The organism is Halomonas alkaliantarctica, assembly GCF_029854215.1.
In the GTDB taxonomy this organism is placed as follows: domain Bacteria; phylum Pseudomonadota; class Gammaproteobacteria; order Pseudomonadales; family Halomonadaceae; genus Vreelandella; species Vreelandella alkaliantarctica_A.
Genome location: NZ_CP122961.1, coordinates 2,287,920 through 2,306,569 on the forward strand (window position 1 = coordinate 2,287,920; position 18,650 = coordinate 2,306,569).

The window sequence follows — 18,650 nt, forward strand, 5'->3', positions numbered from 1 at the left end:
TTTGGGCTATTTATGTAGTCAAGCGCATGCGACGCGGAAATGACATCCGATGATGGACCGTTGTGCTGACAAACGGCTCGGCTCACAATAGCCGGATCACTCATCAGTGGATTTCGTTATGAAACGTACGGCTTTTTTTATTTCAGATGGCACCGGCATCACAGCGGAGAGTTTAGGGCGCAGTTTGCTGGCACAGTTCAGCGATGTTGAAATCGATATGCAGACCAAGCCCTATATCGATACGTTGGAAAAAGCTCAAGCGTTAGCAGCGATTATTGAGTCGACGGCCAACCGCGACGGCCATCGTCCGATCATTATCGACACCATTGTGGATCAACAAATTCGCGACGTTATTCGTAAGGCGTCCGGCTTCAAGGTCGATATTTTTTCAACCTTTCTGGAGCCCTTGGAGCAGGAGCTGGAGACCCACTCCTCCTACAGCGTTGGGCGCACTCACTCGATTGGCAGCGATGACGTCTATATGGATCGCATCCACTCCGTCCACTTCGCGCTGGATAATGACGACGGGGCCCGCACTCATCAATATGATAAAGCAGATATCATCCTGGTCGGCGTTTCGCGCTGTGGCAAAACCCCTACCTCGCTTTATCTGGCACTACAGTTTGGCATTCGAGCGGCAAATTATCCGCTGACGGAAGACGATTTAGATGAAGATGGCATGCTTAAGTTGCCCAAAGCACTTGCGGCACACCGCCATAAGCTATTTGGCTTAACCATTGATGCACGACGCTTATCGGCGATTCGCAACGAGAGACGCCCCAACAGCCGCTATAGCTCGATGGATCAGTGCTTGCAAGAGGTAGGGCAGGCAGAGTCTCTCTATCGCACCATGCACATTCCCTATATTGATGCGACACGCTTCTCGGTAGAGGAGATTTCAACACGGATGATTGCCGAAACGGGTTTAGCGAGGCGTTTTTCGCCCCGCTAAGGCATTAACTATGCTAGTCCATTAACTATGCGAGCCCCCAGTGGATCACATGCCTTTGGGGGCAAAAATCCCCGGCGCGTTGCGCCAGTAGCCTTTGTAATCCATGCCAAAGCCAAACACGTAGCGGTCGGCAACTTCCAGGCTGCAGTAGTCGGCTTTTAAACCGGGCACTGCTTTGCGGTTGTGCTGTTTATCCACCAGTACCGCCGTGGTGACGCTGGCGGCCTGGGCTTCTTCGCAGTAAGCCAAAATGGCCGCCAGCGTTGCTCCCTCGTCCAGGATATCGTCAACAATCACCACGTGACGGCCTGCCATCGGCACTTCCGGGGAAACGCGCCAAAACAGCTCGCCGCCGCGCAGCTCGTTGCGGTAGCGAGTAGCATGCAAATAATCCACTTCCAGCGGAAAGCCCAAGCGGGTAAGCAGGTGTCCGGTGGTAATCAAGCCCCCATTCATCACGCAGTAAAAAACGGGCAGTTTATCGCCTAAATCTCGGGTGATCGCTTCCGCCATACGATCAAGCGCTCGTTCTACCTCTTGCTGGGAAATTAGGCAGTCGGCGTTATCCATCAATTCGCGCATCGAGTCTAGCGACTCTAAGGCCTCTTTATCCAACTTTGACATTTACCAACTCCACGGCGGGTTAAAAACTTCATTTATTTAAGCAAGGGGTTTATTCAGCGCTGGGCTTACTCTGCTTCCGGACTGGACTTACTCGGCTTCCGCGCTGGTCTGGGGCTTATCCGCTAGCGCTTCCAGCTTAGCGTGGGTACGACGCCATCGGCCCAATGCACTCAACGCGTCAAGGTCTGGTCGCGCACGGCTATAGCGCAGTTTAGCGGGGCGCTTAGAATTGATTCCTTGGCATGCTTCCATCACGTCAAGCGCGGAGGCTCGGTCGTTACATACCAGCAGCATATCGCAGCCGGCTGCCAACGCTGCCTGGGCACGCGCTTTGGGATCACCTGCTTCGTGGGCCCCTGTCATACTCAGGTCATCTGAAAAAATACAGCCTTTGAAGCCTAGCGACTCGCGCAGCATGCCCAACCAGTTGGGTGAAAAGCCTGCTGGGCGCGTGTCGAAAGCAGTGTAAATAACGTGCGCAGGCATGACGCCATCTAACTGCGCGGCTAAGTGGGTAAAGGGCACAAGATCGTGCTGTTTAATCACTTCTAGCGGGCGGTCGTCTACTGGCAATGCAACGTGGGAGTCCGCAGCGACCCCACCGTGGCCGGGGAAATGCTTACCCACTGCGGCCATACCGGCATCGTGAAGCCCTTGAATAAAGGCGCTGCCCAGTTGGGCCACGTGCAGTGGGTCGCCACTAAAACTACGATCACCAATAACGCTGGATAGACCGCTATCAACATCCAATACCGGGGCGAAGCTCAGATCCAGCCCACAGGCGGCCATCTCCATCCCCAGCAACCAACCGGCATCTTTGGCTAACGCAAGTCCGTCTTCGGGGTTAGCGCGATAGCAGTCACCGATACGCGCCATGGCGGGGAGGCGTGTTAACCCTTCTTTAATGCGCTGAACGCGACCACCCTCTTGATCCACGGCGAGCAGTAAATCAGCACGCACGCGACGGATATCGCTGCAGAGCTTGCGAACCTGATAGCCATTCTCGACATTGCGGGCAAACAGAATAACGCCCCCTACCGTCGGTTCTAGCAGCAAGCGCTTTTCTGCAGCCGTCAATTTTGTGCCTTCAAGGTCAAGCATGACCGGGCCTAACGGTTGAGTCATCGTGATAGGTCCATTAAAAAGGGCGATGATTCTAGACGATCGCTTAGCGGTGTCAAAACCTGATTAATCAAAGCACTGTCGGTCGCCGTGCAACCAAACCGGAGTGCCCGGCAACGCTAACGAAAAGATGTATAACAAATCACTATTGCGCAAACGAATACAGCCGTGTGAAGCAGCAACGCCCATGGGCTCGTCTGGCGGCGTTCCGTGGAGGTAAATATAGCGCCGTTGTGAGTCCACCTGGCCCCCGCGGTTGACGCCTTTTTCTAACCCGCAAAGCCACAGGATACGGGTCAAAATCCAGTCACGCTGTGGATTAGCTTCGGCAAGCGCGGGCGAAAACGTCTCGCCCGTCCAGCGACGGCCGCGGAATACCGCATCTTCGGCCATATCACCACCAATGGCAGCGCGCACATAGTGCCAGCCATGGGGTGTTTTACCACTGCCATCGAGCTGCCCGCTCCCGGCGACCCCGGATGAAATCGAACACTCACGCAGCACTTTCGGCCCGCACCAACAGCGAAGCAGTTGCTGGGTAGTATCAATCTCCAGCCAGATATTCTCAGTCGGTGGTAGCTCAGCTAGCGTAGGCGTTCGCATGTTTTCCTTCTTCTGGCTTGCCTTCTTCAAGGGCCAGGGGTAACGGTGCATTCATGGCAGCCACGACTACCGGGAGCAACCGTCTTACCAAATCACGCACAGATACCTGTTCGTGATAATCCTTCTCCGCGATATCGCGCAGTGCGTCAAGGCCAGACAGGGTAAATATTACCGTGCCAAGCATAAAGTGTAGCCGCCAAAAGCGCTCCGCGTCAGGCAGGTCGGGGGTTGCTTTACGCACAAGCTCGCTGAAGCGGGTAAACACATCGCCATACTCCTGCTGGATATGGCGCCTAAGATGCCCCTGAGCCTGGCTGTAGGCAAGGCCGAGCAAGCGCATAAACACTTTTAAACTATTGCGTTCGGCGGGCACCGCAAGAACGGTCGTGGCCATGGTTTCGAGGAGTGTTTCAAGCGGGATAACGCGTCCCCTGTGTTGACCTTCCAGCTCATCCAGCGCGGTATGAAAACGCTGAGAAAAAGGATCCAGGTAACGGGAAAAAACGGCCTGGATCAGAGCTTTTTTGGAACCGAAATGGTAATTAACAGCGGCTAAGTTGACCCGCGCTTTGCTAGTGATGTTGCGCAGCGAAGTTTCGGCAAAACCCCGCTCTGCAAACAGCACCTCGGCGGTGTCGAGTATACGGGTCACCGTATCAGATTGAGCCATGTCGCTCTCCAAGGAAACAAGTGTTTAAAACATAGCAAAATACTATGCCATAACGGAGGCGGGCTCAACGCTTGATTTATTGACAAAATGTGGCGCAATAAATAAGTAGAAACTTAGTTTCAAACGATTAGTAAAATTGCATAGACATCGGTAATGGGCACTGACAAGCCATATACTGGACAGAGGAACATACTGTATACTTAACCACTTATTGATTAAGTCGACATTTAACTTGTTACTGTCTATTCACTATTTACGGAGTCTGGTATGTCGCGTCCGCTAACCGCTCGCCAACAGCACGTGTTTGATTTTATCGTTAAAACTATGGGCGAATTTGGCTACCCTCCTACCCGTGCAGAGATCGCCAAAGCACTTGGCTTCCGCTCCCCCAATGCGGCTGAAGAACACCTACGCGCGCTGGAACGCAAAGGGGTTATTCGCATTATCCGCAATACCTCGCGCGGCATCCGCCTGCCCAACCAGGAACCTCAAGAAGTCCTGGATAGCGCAGCTACTACGTTACCTGCAGCCAACATTGAGACGCAGCCGACTGGCCTACCCGTGATCGGGGAAGTGGCCGCAGGCAGCCCCATATTGGCCGCTGAACATATTGATCGCTACTGCCCGCTGCCAGCCGAATACTTCACGCCCAAAGCCGATTACTTGCTGCGTGTGCGCGGCCTTTCCATGAAGGACATTGGCATTCTGGAAGGTGATTTATTGGCGGTTCATCGCACCGATCGAGTTCGCGATGGCCAGATCGTGGTTGCTCGCCTGGAAGATGAAGTAACGGTTAAACGTTTCAAACGCCAGGGGCACCAAGTGACGCTGTTTGCAGAGAACCCTGACTTCGCGCCCATTGAAATCGACCTCCGCTTCCAGTCGCTGGATATCGAAGGTGTCGGTGTCGGTGTGATTCGTGGCGGCAACGGCCAGGCACTTGGCTAACAACAGCGGTTACTGCAGGTCGATATAGCGGTGGTCATTGAAGGTGGCCACCCAGTTTGGGTGATAGACCAGCAGAATACTCAGCAGCATGCCGGTTATAAAGGCCTCTGAAGGCATTAGGAGCGGTAAGAAGCGCGCATACTCCTGGGCTAGATAGATGGCCTCTGGGTCGGTTCCTGCGACGATAATTAGTAGTACCGCCGCCAGCCCTCCCCCCAGCGTTGCCAACGCCGCGCCGAAAAAGCCGCAGGCAAACAGAAAGACCATCAAGTTATCCGGCAGGCGGCGATCTACCAGCCGCCATACCGTACCAATGACAGCCGCCGGAACGATCCCGGTAACCAGTACATTTGCCCCCAGCAACATCCACTCGTTGCGACCAATCACTACCATGGCGATATTAATCAGTACGTTGCTAATCAGCGCTAATGGCGCTTTAAAAACAAGTGTCATCAACACCGTAAAGACAAGGTGTAGCGTTAGCCAATCAACTGCCTGCGCGCGGAGCTGCCACATCAGCATTACCGCCAGGGTGGCGCCCAGCCAGCGGTGCTGAAGCGCCGTATCCTCGAACAATCCCTGCCAGGGCCGCCCCCAAAGTGCCCACGCGATAACCCCTAGCGAAAGTAGCCAGGTGACCAGCAGCGCCCAGGGCGCTAAAACATTTTGCGCAAATGACATGGCGGCCTCCCTGGTTGATGAGTGTTAGCTAAATACCACTGTCTTATTGCCGTGCACCAAAACGCGATCTTCTAAGTGCCAGCGCAAACCACGAGCGAGCACCGCTTTCTCGACATCACGGCCAAAGCGGACTAAATCCGTAGGCGTATGACAGTGGCTAACACGATGGATATCCTGTTCGATGATGGGCCCTGCGTCGAGTTCCTCGGTCACATAGTGGCAGGTAGCGCCGATCAGCTTAACGCCCCGCTGGTAAGCTTGGTGGTAGGGTTTAGCACCGGCAAAAGAGGGCAAAAAGCTGTGATGAATATTGATCACTCGTCCCGTATAGCGCGCGCACAGCTCGGGGGGCAGTATCTGCATATAGCGCGCCAACACCACGCAGTCGGCACGTGCGCTGTCAATTTCGGCCTGCACCTTGGCAAACGACACTTGCTTATTATCCGGGTCGACCGGCACATGGTGATAAGGAATACCGTACCACTCGGTCAGCGAACGCATATCGTCATGATTGGAAATAACCCCGACAATATCGCAATCCAGCTCACCCGCTTGCCAGCGGTAAAGCAGATCTACCAGGCAGTGTGACTCCCGTGACACCATCAGCACCACGCGGCGACGCTGCTGGGTGTCCACCAATGACCACTGCATATTGAACTCGCTGGCTACCGGCTCGAATGCCGTGCGCAGTGCTTCCGCCGACATACCTACCGAATCCGCCAGAATTTCATAACGCATAAAAAAGCAGCCGGTCTCTAAATCGGAGTGCTGGCTGGCTTCGGTAATGGAACCACCCTGCTGGGCAATAAAGCTCGAGACCCGTGCAACAATACCCACCTGATCAGGACAGGAAACCACTAAACGATAATAATGAGACATGTGAGCTACTCTTGACCTATTTCTAAGGTAATTATGACAAACCAGCGGCTTAGGTTGCATAGTGTATCGGAAGGCCATGGATGATTGTTAGCCGCCCCTGCCTTCCCGTATAGTTGAGCCACTACTTTTTGGGTTTTTCATAACAGATGCATTCATCACGCGTTCAAATTCGTCCCCGTCGTCGTCCACCGCTGCGCATTTTGCCGCTAGGGGGATGCGGTGAGATTGGAATGAATCTAACGCTATACGGCCACGACGATCACTGGATTGCCGTAGATTGCGGCATGATGATCCGCCAGGATCTTCCCAACTCGCCGCTGCAAGTGCCCAATCTCGACACCCCGAAAACACTGGGGATCGTACCCAATGCGCTATTTATCACCCACGGCCACGAAGACCACATTGGCGCGGTCGCCTGGCTCTGGCCAATGTGGAACTGCCCCATTTATGCCACCCCGCTGGCAGCTGGACTGTTGCGCCTGAAGTTTGCCGAGCATCAGCTTAGCAGCGCAGCAATCCATGTTATTGAACCTGGCGAGGCGTTAGAAAGCGGGCCATTTACGCTGCGCTATCTGCTTTTAACCCACTCGATTCCCGAAAGCTGTGCGCTGATGATGATGGCTGGTGGCTATCGCGTTCTACATACCGGCGATTGGAAACTCGACCCTGAACCGATCATCGGCACGCCTATAAGCGCAGCCCACTTCAAGGCGCTTGCGCCGGTTGATTTAGTGGTAGGCGATTCTACTAACGCCCCCATGCCCGGGCACTCTGGCAGCGAGGGGGATGTGGCCAGGGCGCTGGCAAAAACACTCGCCAAATGCCAGGGCCGGGTTGTGGTCTCCTGTTTTGCCAGCAATCTTGCCCGGGTATTAGCGATAGGCCGCGCCGCTCAGAAGTGTGGCCGCCGTATCAGCTTGATGGGCCGTTCAATGGAGCGCATGGTCAGCGTTGCCCGGGGGCTCGGCTATATGGATGATTTGCCGCCGCTGGTGCCCAACCACGACCTAGGCTATCTCCCCCCTGATGAAGTGGTGATTATCGCCACCGGAAGCCAAGGGGAGCCCCGCGCTGCGCTACAGCGCCTAGCCCAGGGACGCCATCCGTTTATCGATCTTCAGCCAGGCGATAACGTCATATTTTCGGCTAAGGCTATTCCCGGCAATGAACGCCCCATTGAGCAGCTTAAAAAGCGCTTGGCGCACTTAGGTATAAACATCTACGACGAGTTCAATCACCCTGAGCTACACGCTACCGGGCACCCCGCTCAGGATGAGCTGATCAAGCTGTATCAGTGGGTTAGGCCAAAGCATCTCATGCCGGTGCATGGCGAAGCCCGCCATCAGCAGGCCCATCAGGCTATTGCCAAACAGCTAGGTATTAGCGCTCCGCTGGCGCCAGTGAACGGCGATCTAATCTGTTTTGATAGCCACGGGTTGCGTTGCGAAGAGCGTTACCCGCAGCCGCCCTGCATAGTCAGTCAAAACAGCGTGGTTCCCCACCCAGGCCTGGAGGTGAATGACGCCAACAAGGCCCGTCGAGGCAGCTTATACTTAGCGCTGCCGGTAACGGCTACCGTCAGCGGATGGGCGCGTATTGGCCGTTTGATGCTGGATGCTTCGGGGGCCAGCCCGCTGGACGAAGATAGTTTTAGCGACTGGCTGGATGACCGGCTTGAAGAGATTGAGGCGGAGACGCTAGCCGACTTGCGCCAAGCACTGCAGCCCCGCTTGGTTCACTGGCTGGCAGAGCATATGCAGCACTTGCCCGATGTGCATCTACAGATCATGGCCGCCGAAATGCCCGAATCTGCTGCGTATGAAAGTGCCGCTAACCGTTAGAGCTGCATCATTCAACGACGGCAATAAAACCGAGATTACTTCACTGCGTACGCAATGACAGTTTTGTGTCATTGCAACGAGTTCGCTGCGATGCGGTAATCTCATTCCCACCGCGCTGCATCCTGTTGATCGGTGTGGCGTTCTTTGACCCAGTACTCGCCCTGGGCAGAGTGCTCTTTCTTCCAGAAAGGCGCCTGGGTTTTCAGATAATCCATAATAAAATCGCAGGCTTCAAACGCAGCACGCCGATGTGCGCTGGCTACGAGTACACGCACAATCGGATCGCCTGGCGCCAAGTAACCAACTCGATGAATAATCCGCACGGCCTGGAGCGACCAACGCTGCCAGGCCTGCTCACCGATCTCTGTCAGCGTGCGCTCGGTCATGCCCGGGTAGTGCTCTAGCGTTAACCCTGTGACGTCCGGCGTTTCATTAAAATCACGCACGAGGCCGGTAAAACTCACCACTGCGCCAATATCGCTGCGCCCCGCTAAAGCATCGTCATAGCCGTAGGCCATTGAGAACGGGGCTGCTTGAATGGCTACTTTAATATCCAACTTATTATCCACCCTCACCCCCCTGTTACTGGCGGGAAAAACGCCACTTCGTCATCATCGGTCACTAACGCTTCGTCATTGGCCATGACTTGGTTAATCGCACACAGCGTGCGCTGGTCAGTGAGCTGTTTAAAGCGACTATCCTGCTCGGCAAGCGCGGCTTTTAATCCGCTAATGTCGCGGCTAGCCAGTTGATCAATGCTCACAACTGCCTCGCTCTCGCCTACCCGCTCGCGCAGTTCGGCTAAAAACTTAACCCGCACACAGGGTGAAGGGCAGCGCTCGCCCAAGCTGACTTCTCCGGCCACGCCGTCTCCGGTGACAATGGGCGCCTGGGAGCTATTGCGCTGGTAGTCGCCGCGCAGGCCACCCTGCTTGCTATCGAGCTGGATGGCCTCGATCCGCATACCTTTATCGACCGCTTTGCACATATCGTAAAGCGTCAAACAGGCTACCGAGACAGCGGTAAGGGCTTCCATTTCAACCCCGGTGCGACCATTCAAGCGACACAACGAGGTCACATGAACACAGGATTCGGCCACATCGATATCGAATTCAACCGACACCTTGGAGAGCGCCAGTGAATGGCAGAGAGGAATCAGCTCATGGGTGCGTTTGGCCGCCTGGATACCAGCGATTCGCGCGGTTGCCAGCACATCGCCTTTGGGCAATTCACCATCGCTAAGCAGTTTCAGCGTTTCAGGTTGCATCACAATGCGCCCCGAGGCAACGGCTTCGCGGCGGGTTTCCTGCTTATCCCCGACATCCACCATATTGGCTTCGCCACGGGTATTGAGGTGGGTCAGATGCATGTTGTCACCATTGCTGTTTTTTAAGACATACGTTTTGAAGACATACGTTTTTAAGATCTAGTATCGTTTTTAGCGCTTAACCAAGCCACTACCCATTGTGCAATCGCTTCGTTATCGTCTAGATCTAACTGGGCCACCGAAGCCGCTAGGTCGATAGGCGGTGGCGCGCTCAGCGCGGCTGCCTCCACCCAAGGTCCGGTTAAAATATCTGCATCACCAATGCCATCGCGGTATAACACCAGTTTGGGAATCGGCCAAGCCTTGAAGCCTTCGACAATCACCAAGTCGGGTTGGTGCGGCACCATCATGGCAATTAACTGGCCTAAATCAGGCTCCTCCTGGTCAGGGGTTTCCTGCATCAGCGCAAACCGCTGACGAGAAGCCACCAGCACCGGCGCAGCACCCGCGCTGCGCAGCTTATAACTATCTTTGCCGGGCTGGTCGACATCAAACGAGTGGTGAGCATGCTTAATGACGGCAACTTTCAAACCATACTCGCCTAATCGTGGTAGCAGCTTCTCTAACAGCGTCGTTTTTCCGGTGCCGCTCCAGGCAGCAATCCCCAGTATGGGAAAGGGTGCGGTTAGTTCGTTTTCCATGCTGCCAAGACTCCTGATGATCACTAAACGCTACCGTTCTCACGATTCACGCAGCGCTATAGAGGATGACTCTACTCGCCCTCTTGCTCGCGGGGTAATAGCCAGTTCAACACAATACCCACCAAGGCGGCCAGGCTAACGCCCTGCAGCGTAAACTGGCCACCACCAAACTGCATCCCGCCAATCCCGAACACCAATATTAGCGAGACCACCACCAGGTTGCGCGCGGCTGTCAGCGACTGCCCTGCACGTACCAAGGTGTTCATACCAACCACCGCAATGGAGCCAAACAGTAGCGTCATAATGCCGCCCATTACCGGTCCAGGAATGGTCTGCAGCAGCGCGCCAAGCTTGGACACAAACGCCAGCACAATGGCAATAATCGCGGCAACGATCATGTACTTGGGATTAAACGCCCGAGTGAGGGTTACCGCGCCGGTGACTTCGGAGTACGTGGTGTTCGGCGGTCCGCCGAAAAGCGCTGCCACGCTGGTCGCCAAACCGTCGCCTAACAGGGTGCGATGCAGTCCAGGCTTTTCCAGGTAGTTTTTGCGGGTCACCGAACCAATCGCCACCATATCACCAATGTGCTCTACCGCTGGGGCTATCGCGACCGGAATCATAAATAGAATGGCAGCCCAATGAAAACTCGGAGCTGTGAAACTGGGTATCGATAGCCACGCCGCCTCGTGCACCGGCGTAAAGTCGACGACCCCCATCACCAACGCCAAACAATAGCCGGTGACAATGCCGCCAATGATCGGCACTAGGCGAAGCAGCCCGCGACCAAAAACGGCCAGCACTAATGTCACCAATAAGCTGGTCATCGAGAGGAAAATCGCCGCACCATAGCCGATGTTGTCGCTGGTTTCACCGGTTGCCATGCTAACCGCAACCGGCGCCAGCGCCAGGCCAATCACCATAATCACCGGCCCCACTACCACCGCGGGCAGCAAGCGGTGCAGCCAGGCAGTGCCTTTTAAGCGCACAGCCTGGGAAATCGCCACATAAACCAGCCCCGCTGCCATTAGCCCACCCATGGTCGCCGAAACCCCAAAGCTCGCCACAGAGCCTTGAATAGGCGCAATAAAGGCAAACGATGAGGCTAAAAACACCGGTACGCTCTGCTTGGTCACCCCATGAAATACCAAGGTTCCCACCCCAGCGGTGAACAGCGCAACGCTTGGGTCGAGTCCTGTCAAAAGCGGCACTAACACCAAGGCGCCAAACGCCACAAACAGCATTTGTGCCCCGGTTAAAATGACTTTTGGCCACGACTCAGCCTGACTGGCAGCTTCACGCATAAGTGAATTCCTAGTGATTATTCGATAGTTAGATATGCAAAAAAATGCCCCTGACGCTAGGCGTAAGGGGCAATGTCAGAAACGATGCTTAGCGCGTTCCAAAAATCTTATCGCCAGCGTCACCCAATCCGGGGACGATGTAGCCATTTTCGTCGAGGCGGTCATCGATTGAGGCGGTGTAAATTTCGATATCGGGGTAAGCGTCCTGCACCCGTTTGATACCTTCAGGGGCGGCGACGAGCACGATCACTTTCATATGCTCACAGCCACGCTCACGGAGCATATCCAGTGTAGCCACCATCGAACCACCGGTGGCCAGCATAGGATCAATCACGATCGCCATGCGCTCTTCAATATCATTGGCAAACTTGGCAAAGTAAGGCACCGGCTGCAGCGTCTCTTCATCCCGATAAAGACCGACAACGCTTACCCGCGCACTCGGGATCAGATCCGTTACGCCTTCCAGCATGCCGAGCCCGGCACGCAGGATCGGTACGACGGTGACTTTTTTACCTTTTAAGCGGCGCGTTGCAATCGGCTCGCCGTTCCATCCCTGGATTTCATGATCTTCCAGCTCAAGACCTTTGGTTGCTTCATAGGTCAACAGCTTGGCGACTTCACCTGCCAGTTCACGAAAGCTCTTAGTGCTCAGGTCAACTTCGCGCATCAGACCCAGCTTATGTTGTACAAGCGGATGGTTAATGGCGTAAACACTCATGGGACTTCCTCACTGCAGGGGATTCAGAATGGCAACCAAGGTTGCATCAGCTAGGCACAAAATTGCGCGTATTCTACCCGCAACCACTTACGAGGTTAAGGGGTTTCAGGCAATTGCCACTCGATGGGGGCTCGCCCTTGCGCTTGCAGAAATTGATTGGCTTGGGAAAAATGCCGAGTGCCAAAAAACCCCCGGTGCGCAGAGAGCGGCGAAGGGTGCGGGGCTTCAAGTATTAAGTGGCGCCGCTGGTCGATCAGCGACTTCTTCTGGCGCGCATGGCTGCCCCATAAAAGAAACACACACGGTGGCGCGTGCTGACTGACGGTTTCAATCGCGCGATCAGTGAACGGCTCCCATCCTTTACCGCGATGAGACGCCGCATTGCCCTGCTCCACGGTCAGCGAGGTGTTTAACAACAGCACGCCCTGCTTGGCCCATGCTTCCAGATGGCCGTGGCGCACGGGAGTAAAACCGACATCTGTGGCCAACTCTTTGTAAATATTGACCAGCGACGGCGGTACGGGCACACCGGGCTGCACGGAAAAGCATAACCCGTGGGCCTGATTGGGCCCGTGGTAGGGATCCTGGCCTAATATAACCACCTTCACTTCGTTCAACGGGGTCAGCTCAAAGGCACGAAACCACTGCGTTGAGTGGGGATATATGATCTTCTTCGCGGCTTTTTGCTGCGCCAAAAAATCTTTTAGCGCCAGCATATAGTCAGCCTGAAACTCATTACCCAGCCACTGACTCCAATCGTCGGGAAGCGGATTGGCCATTATTACCTCTTCATTTGATCAACAAGCGGCTCAACGTAGGCGACGCCCATATCCCAGGGAAACTGAATCCAGCACTGCTGGGCCACTTCGGTCAGGTATTGATCCACCAGGGGGCGACCGTCCGGCTTGGCATAGATAGTCACAAAGTGAGCTTTAGGCAGCATTTTGCGTACTGCCCGCGCCGTTTTGCCGGTATCCACCAAGTCATCGACCAGCAACCAGCCTTCACCGTCATGATCGACGCCCTTCATAATATCCAGGCCGCCTTGATCCATATGGTCGTAGCTTTTAATACACACGGTATCGATCAAGCGGATATTAAGCTCCCGAGCAATCAGCGCGGCGGGAATTAACCCGCCACGGGTAATCGCTACGATGCCTTTAAAGTCACGTTCGATCATCTGGTGACAAAGCGTACGCACATCGCGGTGCAACTGATCCCAGGAGACGGTGAAGTGTTGGTGGTAGCGATCGCTGCTCATGGGGAATTACTCGTCTTCATTGAAAGAACAAACGGCGAATACGCTGTAACCGGCATCGCGAATTTTCTGTGAACCACCCAGCTCGGGTAGATCGATAATAGTGGCTGTCTCAACCACCTGGCCTCCGCTACGCTGGATCAGGTTGGCCGCTGCCAGCATGGTGCCACCAGTGGCGATCAGGTCATCCATTAGCAGGATACGGTCATCTTTCTGGAACGCATCGGAGTGAAGTTCCACTTCAGAATGCCCATATTCCAGCGTATACGTCTCGCTGATGGTCTTGAAGGGTAGCTTGCCCTTCTTACGCACCGGCACAAAGCTGCAGCCCAACTCATACGCAAGCGGCGCGCCAATAATAAAACCACGCGCATCAATCGCCGCGATGGCATCCAGGTTCATCTCCTGATAGCGGTGAACGAAGCTATCGATCAGTTTGCGAAAGGCCGCACTATTTTGCAGCAACGGGGTGATGTCACGAAAATTCACCCCTTGTTCAGGCCAATCGGGAACCGTGCGAATAACGGACTTAATGTAGTCGCCGTAGATGCTCATCGCGTCTCTCATTGAGTAATAAAAAGTGGTAATGATTAATCAAACCAAGAAAAGATATCTTGTCGCAAACAGCAGCGCCAAAATAATCACCGCCGGATTCAGATCGGCAAAGCGGCCCGATAGCGTTTTGATCGCCACATAGCTAATAAAGCCAAGCGCGATACCTTCGGCAATCGAAAATGTCAGCGGCATCGCCAGGGCAGCAATCAGTACCGGCGCGGCGTCGGTGGGGTCATCCCAATTCGCATGGGCCAAACTTCCTGCCATCAGTACAGCAACATACAGCAGCGCACCCGCGGTAGCGTAGGCCGGAATCGAACCTGCCAGCGGAGCAAAGAAGAGGCTGATCAGGAACAAAACGCCAACCACTACCGCCGTTAACCCGGTACGGCCACCCGATGCGATACCCGCTGTAGATTCAATGTAGCTCGTCGTAGTGGAAGTACCCAAGGCGGCACCCGCCATAGACGCGGTACTGTCGGCCATCATGGCGCGACCAATACGCGGTAACTTGCCATCCTTGTCCAGCAGCTTGCCGCGGTGAGCAACGCCAACCAGTGTGCCCGAGGTATCGAAGAGATCCACAAACAGGAAGGCAAAAATCACGCTCAACATCGCCACATCCAGCGCGCCCATCAAATCCATCGCCATAAAGGTAGGCGCGATAGAGGGTGGCATCGACATCAGGCCCCCGTACTCGTTATGACCGAGCACCATTGCAATAATAGTAATACCCAAAATCCCGATCATAACGGCACCCGTCACTCGCAAGTAAGAGAGCGCGGTGATTACAAAGAAGCCCAGCAGCGCATAAATAGCCGGAGGTTGGGAAAGATCACCCAGGGAAACAAAAGTCGCAGGGTTGGCGACCACAATACCGGCGTTCTTAAGCGCAATCATCGCCAGGAAAAGACCTATACCGGCGGCGATACCAAGCCTAAGCGTCATGGGAATGGAGTTAATAATCCACTCGCGAATTTTAAAAATACTTAGCATGAAGAAGGTTAAACCTGAGAAGAAGACCGCGCCCAACGCGGCTTCCCAGGTATAGCCCATCCCCAACACCACGCCGTAGGTGAAAAAGGCGTTCAAGCCCATACCGGGCGCCTGGGCAATCGGGTAGTTAGCCCACATCCCCATAACGAAACAACCAATCGCCGCTGCGAGGCACGTCGCCACGAACACCGCGCCGTAGTCCATCCCCGCCTCAGACAAAATGCTTGGGTTTACAAAGATGATGTAGGCCATCGTCAGGAAGGTGGTGATCCCAGCGATAACTTCTGTCTTCACATTGGTTTTGTGCTCGGAGAGCTTGAAATAGTTATCCAGAAGTTTCATGAATCTTCTTATCCTTAGCGCTAACGCCGCATGAGTATGCGTTCTGGTGCTGAGAAAAGCCGCACATACTACCTAAACGCTCGCCGTGATGCGAGCGCCTCAGTGTGGCGACCAATGTTGGCGGAAATAGCCCCGCCGCCTAATGCCAAGCAATCTTTAGGCCATGATCTAACCGATCGGTCAACCCATGGCCGATAAAGCAGATTATTGACGCTGCAGTGCCCTTACTGAACCCTGCTTTTTTGAGAAAGCACGCGCTCCACGGTTTCAACGATCACCTGAGTTTGCGGGTCAATTTCGATGTTGACCTTATCACCGGGCGCTCGATCCTGAAGCGTAGTGCGTGACAGCGTCTCTGGAATTAAATTGACGCTGAACTCCACACCACTGCTCTCTGTGTGGCGTACATCACCAATGGTCAGGCTGATACCGTCCACCCCAATATAGCCCTTTTCAAACACGAATCGTCCCAGCCTTTCCGGCAGTGAAAACCACAGCCGACGGTTGTTAGGCGCCTCTTCTATGGCCACCACTTCTGCCATGGAAATGATGTGGCCCGACATGGAGTGTCCGCCAATTTCGTCACCAAAACGCGCCGCACGCTCTATATTGACGCATTGCCCAGCGGTGATTGCACCAAGATTAGTCAATCGCAGCGTTTCACGCATCAAATCAAAACTAACGCTATCGCCTTCTATCGCCGTTACCGTTAAGCAAACCCCGTTATGAGCAACAGATGCCCCAATCTCAAGCCCCTCTCGCATCGATGGCGGCATTTCCACCACATGCACGCGAAAATCATCCAACTCACGCACCGCCACTACCCTGGCCACTCCTTGCACAATGCCAGTAAACATAAGGCTCTTTTCTCCTAATGTAGTCAAAACCGTGTCGTAAAAACTAAGCAGTAAAGTCTGAGCAGTAAGAACTGAGTAGTAAGCACTGAGCAGTCAAAAAGCTAAATCATGGGTGCAAGCTTACTACTGGTGCCTTAAGTTTGTGCACTCTGTATTGATGGCTGGTTGGTCAACCTGTTCCGCGCCACCCGCTTTTCAAGTCGTCGCGCAGAACAAAAAACTTAAAATTTCATAGTCATTAGAAAATAATGCTAATTCATCGGCTTAAAGCATAAAATCAGAGGGCTAAAATTGACATGATCGCCAGCTGACTCTAAGATTTTGCCGCAAATGTAATGGCGCCGATTTGTACCCAGATTGCGGGCGTCCACTTGGTCACTGACTTAGAATTAGCGACTGACCTAGTGAAGTGCAGCTAAAAGGGTGTGTCCAGCGTTGATGGCCACCCGTTAGGGTGGCCTTTTTTTATTCCCCGCCCTATCCTAGCCGCCCTGTTTTTAGTGATCCGAGAGCGTAGTCGCTCTGTTTTTAACCGATCTGTTTTTTGTCGGATGGGGGCGCGCACTCCCGCATTCTGTTTTCGGCCTACCGGTAAGGCAAACGCTATGATTGAACTTAGCAACGTCAGTAAAACCTATTTCAGTAACAACAAAGGAAGCGGCGCCAAGACCGTCCATGCACTCAAAAATGCCACTCTCACTGTGCCCAAAGGCACGATCCACGGCGTCATCGGCCTCTCCGGCGCAGGCAAATCAACGCTCATTCGCTGCGTAAATCTCTTAGAGCGCCCCACTAGCGGCAGCGTCACGGTCGATGGTCAGGAAATGACGCAGCTGAGCAACGCAGCGCTTAACCGTGCGCGCCACCGTATCGGCATGATTTTTCAACACTTCAATTTGCTAACTACACGCACGGTGTTCGACAACGTTGCCCTACCGCTTGAGCTAATGGGACAAAAACGCCACACCGTTCGTGATCGCGTTATTCCTCTCCTGGAAATGGTAGGTCTGGCGGATAAAGCCAACCAATACCCTGCTCAACTTTCCGGGGGCCAAAAGCAGCGGGTAGCGATTGCCCGGGCGCTTGCCAGCAAGCCACAGGTACTGCTCTGTGATGAGGCAACCTCTGCGCTAGACCCACAAACCACCAGCTCAATACTGGAACTGCTGCGCGACATTAATCATCAGTTGGGCATTACCATCCTGTTGATCACCCATGAGATGGAAGTGGTCAAATCAATTTGCCACCGGGTCAGCTTGATTTCCGACGGCGAATTGGTGGAGGACTCGGAAGTCGGCGACTTCTTTACCGCCCCGCGTACCCAGCTTGGTCGCGATTTTCTTAACGACTTCCTGCAGCTAACACCGCCCAAAGAGCTGATTGAGAGGCTCCTTGACGCCCCTGGCGAGAACACTCACCCAGTGGTACGCCTGACCTTCTCGGGAGATGCGGTCTCGACGCCGTTGATTTCGCGCCTTGCCCGGGAGTGCGGGGTCGATGTCAGCATTTTACAAGCGAAAGTAGAGTCGATTCAGGAGCGCACCCTGGGCCTGATGATTGCAGAGCTGTTAGGTTCGCCGACGCAAACCCAGCAAGCCATGCACTATCTCGAATCTCATCAACTACAAGTAGAGGTACTCGGCTATGTCCAGCGCAATGATTGATCTAATTTTACAAGCCACGCTGGATACTCTTTATATGGTGGCCGTTTCAGGACTTATTTCTACCCTCATCGGCCTGCCTCTTGGGGTAATGCTGTACGTTACGCGCCCACGGCAGATATTGGCGAAGCCCGTGCTTAATCAAGTCTTGAGCATTATTACCAACGTAGGTCGCTCCATCCCGTTTATTATTTTGATGGTCGCGATTATCCCTTTTACGCGCATGCTGGTAGGCACATCAATTGGCATCAATGCTGCGTCGGTACCTCTCACGATTGCCGCTATTCCGTTTGTCGCTCGGCTGGTCGAGGCGGCGCTTAATGAAATCTCGCCGGGCTTAATTGAAGCCGCCCAAGCCATGGGCGCAACGCCTTGGCAAATTATTGGCAAAGTGCTGATTCCGGAAGCTCGCGGGGGGATTATGACCGGCTTAACCATTACCGTGGTCACCCTGGTCAGCTACTCAGCCATGGCCGGCGCAGTAGGCGGCGGTGGCCTAGGCGACTTAGGCATTCGTTATGGCTACAACCGCTTCAATCCCACCATCATGCTGATTACCGTGGTTATCTTGGTTGTCATGGTGCAGGGCTTTCAGAGCTTGGGTGACTACTTGGTACGCAAAAGTGACCGCAAGTAGCAGCACGTTTATCATCCACCATTATAACCAAAAT

Annotated in this window: 21 protein-coding genes; 5 read left to right on the plus strand and 16 right to left on the minus strand. The window is 54.2% G+C overall.

Annotated features, from left to right (window positions below; genetic code table 11):
- Nucleotides 1–118: 118 nt before the first annotated feature.
- Nucleotides 119–952 carry a posphoenolpyruvate synthetase regulatory kinase/phosphorylase PpsR gene (gene ppsR, locus QEN58_RS10450; protein WP_280103615.1) on the plus strand — a complete coding sequence of 278 codons (834 nt, stop codon included), beginning with the start codon at nucleotides 119–121 and terminating at the stop codon, nucleotides 950–952.
- 45 nt (nucleotides 953–997) lie between these two features.
- Here the strand turns inward: ppsR and QEN58_RS10455 are convergent, their stop codons facing one another.
- From QEN58_RS10455 to QEN58_RS10470, 4 genes are all read right to left on the minus strand, one after another.
- Nucleotides 998–1,576: a hypoxanthine-guanine phosphoribosyltransferase gene (locus QEN58_RS10455; protein ID WP_007114399.1), complete on the minus strand. Its 579-nt coding sequence runs from the start codon at nucleotides 1,574–1,576 to the stop codon at nucleotides 998–1,000.
- Nucleotides 1,577–1,663: 87 nt separating this feature from the next.
- A complete protein-coding gene (gene nagZ, locus QEN58_RS10460; protein ID WP_280103616.1) occupies nucleotides 1,664–2,701 on the minus strand; it encodes a beta-N-acetylhexosaminidase in 1,038 nt (345 codons plus the stop codon).
- A 63-nt stretch (nucleotides 2,702–2,764) separates the two neighbouring features.
- Nucleotides 2,765–3,301, minus strand: coding sequence for a L,D-transpeptidase family protein (locus QEN58_RS10465; RefSeq protein WP_280103617.1), 537 nt, complete (start codon nucleotides 3,299–3,301; stop codon nucleotides 2,765–2,767).
- Complete coding sequence (locus tag QEN58_RS10470) at nucleotides 3,279–3,971, minus strand: TetR/AcrR family transcriptional regulator (protein WP_280103618.1); 693 nt, start codon at nucleotides 3,969–3,971, stop codon at nucleotides 3,279–3,281. Before QEN58_RS10470 ends, QEN58_RS10465 begins: the two co-directional genes overlap by 23 nt.
- 267 nt (nucleotides 3,972–4,238) lie before the next feature.
- Here QEN58_RS10470 and lexA point away from each other — a divergent pair, with 267 nt between their 5' ends.
- The gene (gene lexA / locus QEN58_RS10475; protein WP_280103619.1) at nucleotides 4,239–4,919 is read left to right on the plus strand and encodes a transcriptional repressor LexA; all 681 of its coding nucleotides are present in this window, start codon (nucleotides 4,239–4,241) and stop codon (nucleotides 4,917–4,919) included.
- A 9-nt stretch (nucleotides 4,920–4,928) separates the two neighbouring features.
- On the opposite strand, the gene QEN58_RS10480 is transcribed toward lexA, so the two are convergent.
- On the minus strand, nucleotides 4,929–5,600 hold the full coding sequence (locus QEN58_RS10480; RefSeq protein ID WP_280103620.1) for an energy-coupling factor ABC transporter permease: 672 nt from the start codon (nucleotides 5,598–5,600) through the stop codon (nucleotides 4,929–4,931).
- Nucleotides 5,601–5,624: 24 nt separating this feature from the next.
- Nucleotides 5,625–6,479 carry a formyltetrahydrofolate deformylase gene (gene purU / locus QEN58_RS10485; RefSeq protein WP_280103621.1) on the minus strand — a complete coding sequence of 285 codons (855 nt, stop codon included), beginning with the start codon at nucleotides 6,477–6,479 and terminating at the stop codon, nucleotides 5,625–5,627.
- 230 nt (nucleotides 6,480–6,709) lie between these two features.
- Here purU and QEN58_RS10490 point away from each other — a divergent pair, with 230 nt between their 5' ends.
- Entirely contained in the window at nucleotides 6,710–8,320 is a 1,611-nt protein-coding gene (locus QEN58_RS10490; protein WP_280103622.1) for a ribonuclease J, read from the plus strand.
- Nucleotides 8,321–8,421: 101 nt separating this feature from the next.
- On the opposite strand, the gene moaE is transcribed toward QEN58_RS10490, so the two are convergent.
- The 10 genes from moaE to QEN58_RS10540 all read right to left on the minus strand — a co-directional run bounded on the left by moaE (nucleotide 8,422) and on the right by QEN58_RS10540 (nucleotide 16,318).
- A complete protein-coding gene (moaE, locus tag QEN58_RS10495) occupies nucleotides 8,422–8,889 on the minus strand; it encodes a molybdopterin synthase catalytic subunit MoaE (RefSeq protein ID WP_280103623.1) in 468 nt (155 codons plus the stop codon).
- A gap of 2 nt (nucleotides 8,890–8,891) precedes the next feature.
- On the minus strand, nucleotides 8,892–9,689 hold the full coding sequence (gene moaC, locus QEN58_RS10500; protein ID WP_280103624.1) for a cyclic pyranopterin monophosphate synthase MoaC: 798 nt from the start codon (nucleotides 9,687–9,689) through the stop codon (nucleotides 8,892–8,894).
- Between the two features lie 50 nt (nucleotides 9,690–9,739).
- A complete protein-coding gene (gene mobB / locus QEN58_RS10505) occupies nucleotides 9,740–10,288 on the minus strand; it encodes a molybdopterin-guanine dinucleotide biosynthesis protein B (protein ID WP_280103625.1) in 549 nt (182 codons plus the stop codon).
- Between the two features lie 71 nt (nucleotides 10,289–10,359).
- Nucleotides 10,360–11,592: a uracil-xanthine permease family protein gene (locus QEN58_RS10510; RefSeq protein ID WP_280103626.1), complete on the minus strand. Its 1,233-nt coding sequence runs from the start codon at nucleotides 11,590–11,592 to the stop codon at nucleotides 10,360–10,362.
- Nucleotides 11,593–11,680: 88 nt separating this feature from the next.
- Nucleotides 11,681–12,310: a uracil phosphoribosyltransferase gene (gene upp / locus QEN58_RS10515; protein ID WP_009286930.1), complete on the minus strand. Its 630-nt coding sequence runs from the start codon at nucleotides 12,308–12,310 to the stop codon at nucleotides 11,681–11,683.
- 95 nt (nucleotides 12,311–12,405) lie between these two features.
- On the minus strand, nucleotides 12,406–13,089 hold the full coding sequence (ung, locus tag QEN58_RS10520) for a uracil-DNA glycosylase (RefSeq protein WP_280103627.1): 684 nt from the start codon (nucleotides 13,087–13,089) through the stop codon (nucleotides 12,406–12,408).
- Between the two features lie 2 nt (nucleotides 13,090–13,091).
- Nucleotides 13,092–13,571: a xanthine phosphoribosyltransferase gene (gene gpt, locus QEN58_RS10525; RefSeq protein WP_009286932.1), complete on the minus strand. Its 480-nt coding sequence runs from the start codon at nucleotides 13,569–13,571 to the stop codon at nucleotides 13,092–13,094.
- A gap of 6 nt (nucleotides 13,572–13,577) precedes the next feature.
- Nucleotides 13,578–14,123, minus strand: coding sequence for an adenine phosphoribosyltransferase (locus QEN58_RS10530; RefSeq protein ID WP_071693411.1), 546 nt, complete (start codon nucleotides 14,121–14,123; stop codon nucleotides 13,578–13,580).
- 39 nt (nucleotides 14,124–14,162) lie between these two features.
- Nucleotides 14,163–15,461, minus strand: coding sequence for an NCS2 family permease (locus QEN58_RS10535; RefSeq protein ID WP_280103628.1), 1,299 nt, complete (start codon nucleotides 15,459–15,461; stop codon nucleotides 14,163–14,165).
- 224 nt (nucleotides 15,462–15,685) lie between these two features.
- Nucleotides 15,686–16,318, minus strand: a complete 633-nt coding sequence (locus tag QEN58_RS10540; RefSeq protein ID WP_280103629.1) for a riboflavin synthase subunit alpha — start codon at nucleotides 16,316–16,318, stop codon at nucleotides 15,686–15,688.
- Between the two features lie 605 nt (nucleotides 16,319–16,923).
- Here QEN58_RS10540 and QEN58_RS10545 point away from each other — a divergent pair.
- Together QEN58_RS10545 and QEN58_RS10550 are read left to right on the plus strand one after the other, a co-directional pair.
- Nucleotides 16,924–17,982, plus strand: coding sequence for a methionine ABC transporter ATP-binding protein (locus QEN58_RS10545; protein ID WP_280103630.1), 1,059 nt, complete (start codon nucleotides 16,924–16,926; stop codon nucleotides 17,980–17,982).
- Nucleotides 17,963–18,616 (plus strand): methionine ABC transporter permease, encoded by a 654-nt coding sequence (locus QEN58_RS10550; protein ID WP_280103631.1) that lies wholly within the window; start codon nucleotides 17,963–17,965, stop codon nucleotides 18,614–18,616. Before QEN58_RS10545 ends, QEN58_RS10550 begins: the two co-directional genes overlap by 20 nt.
- The last annotated feature ends 34 nt before the right edge of the window (nucleotides 18,617–18,650 follow it).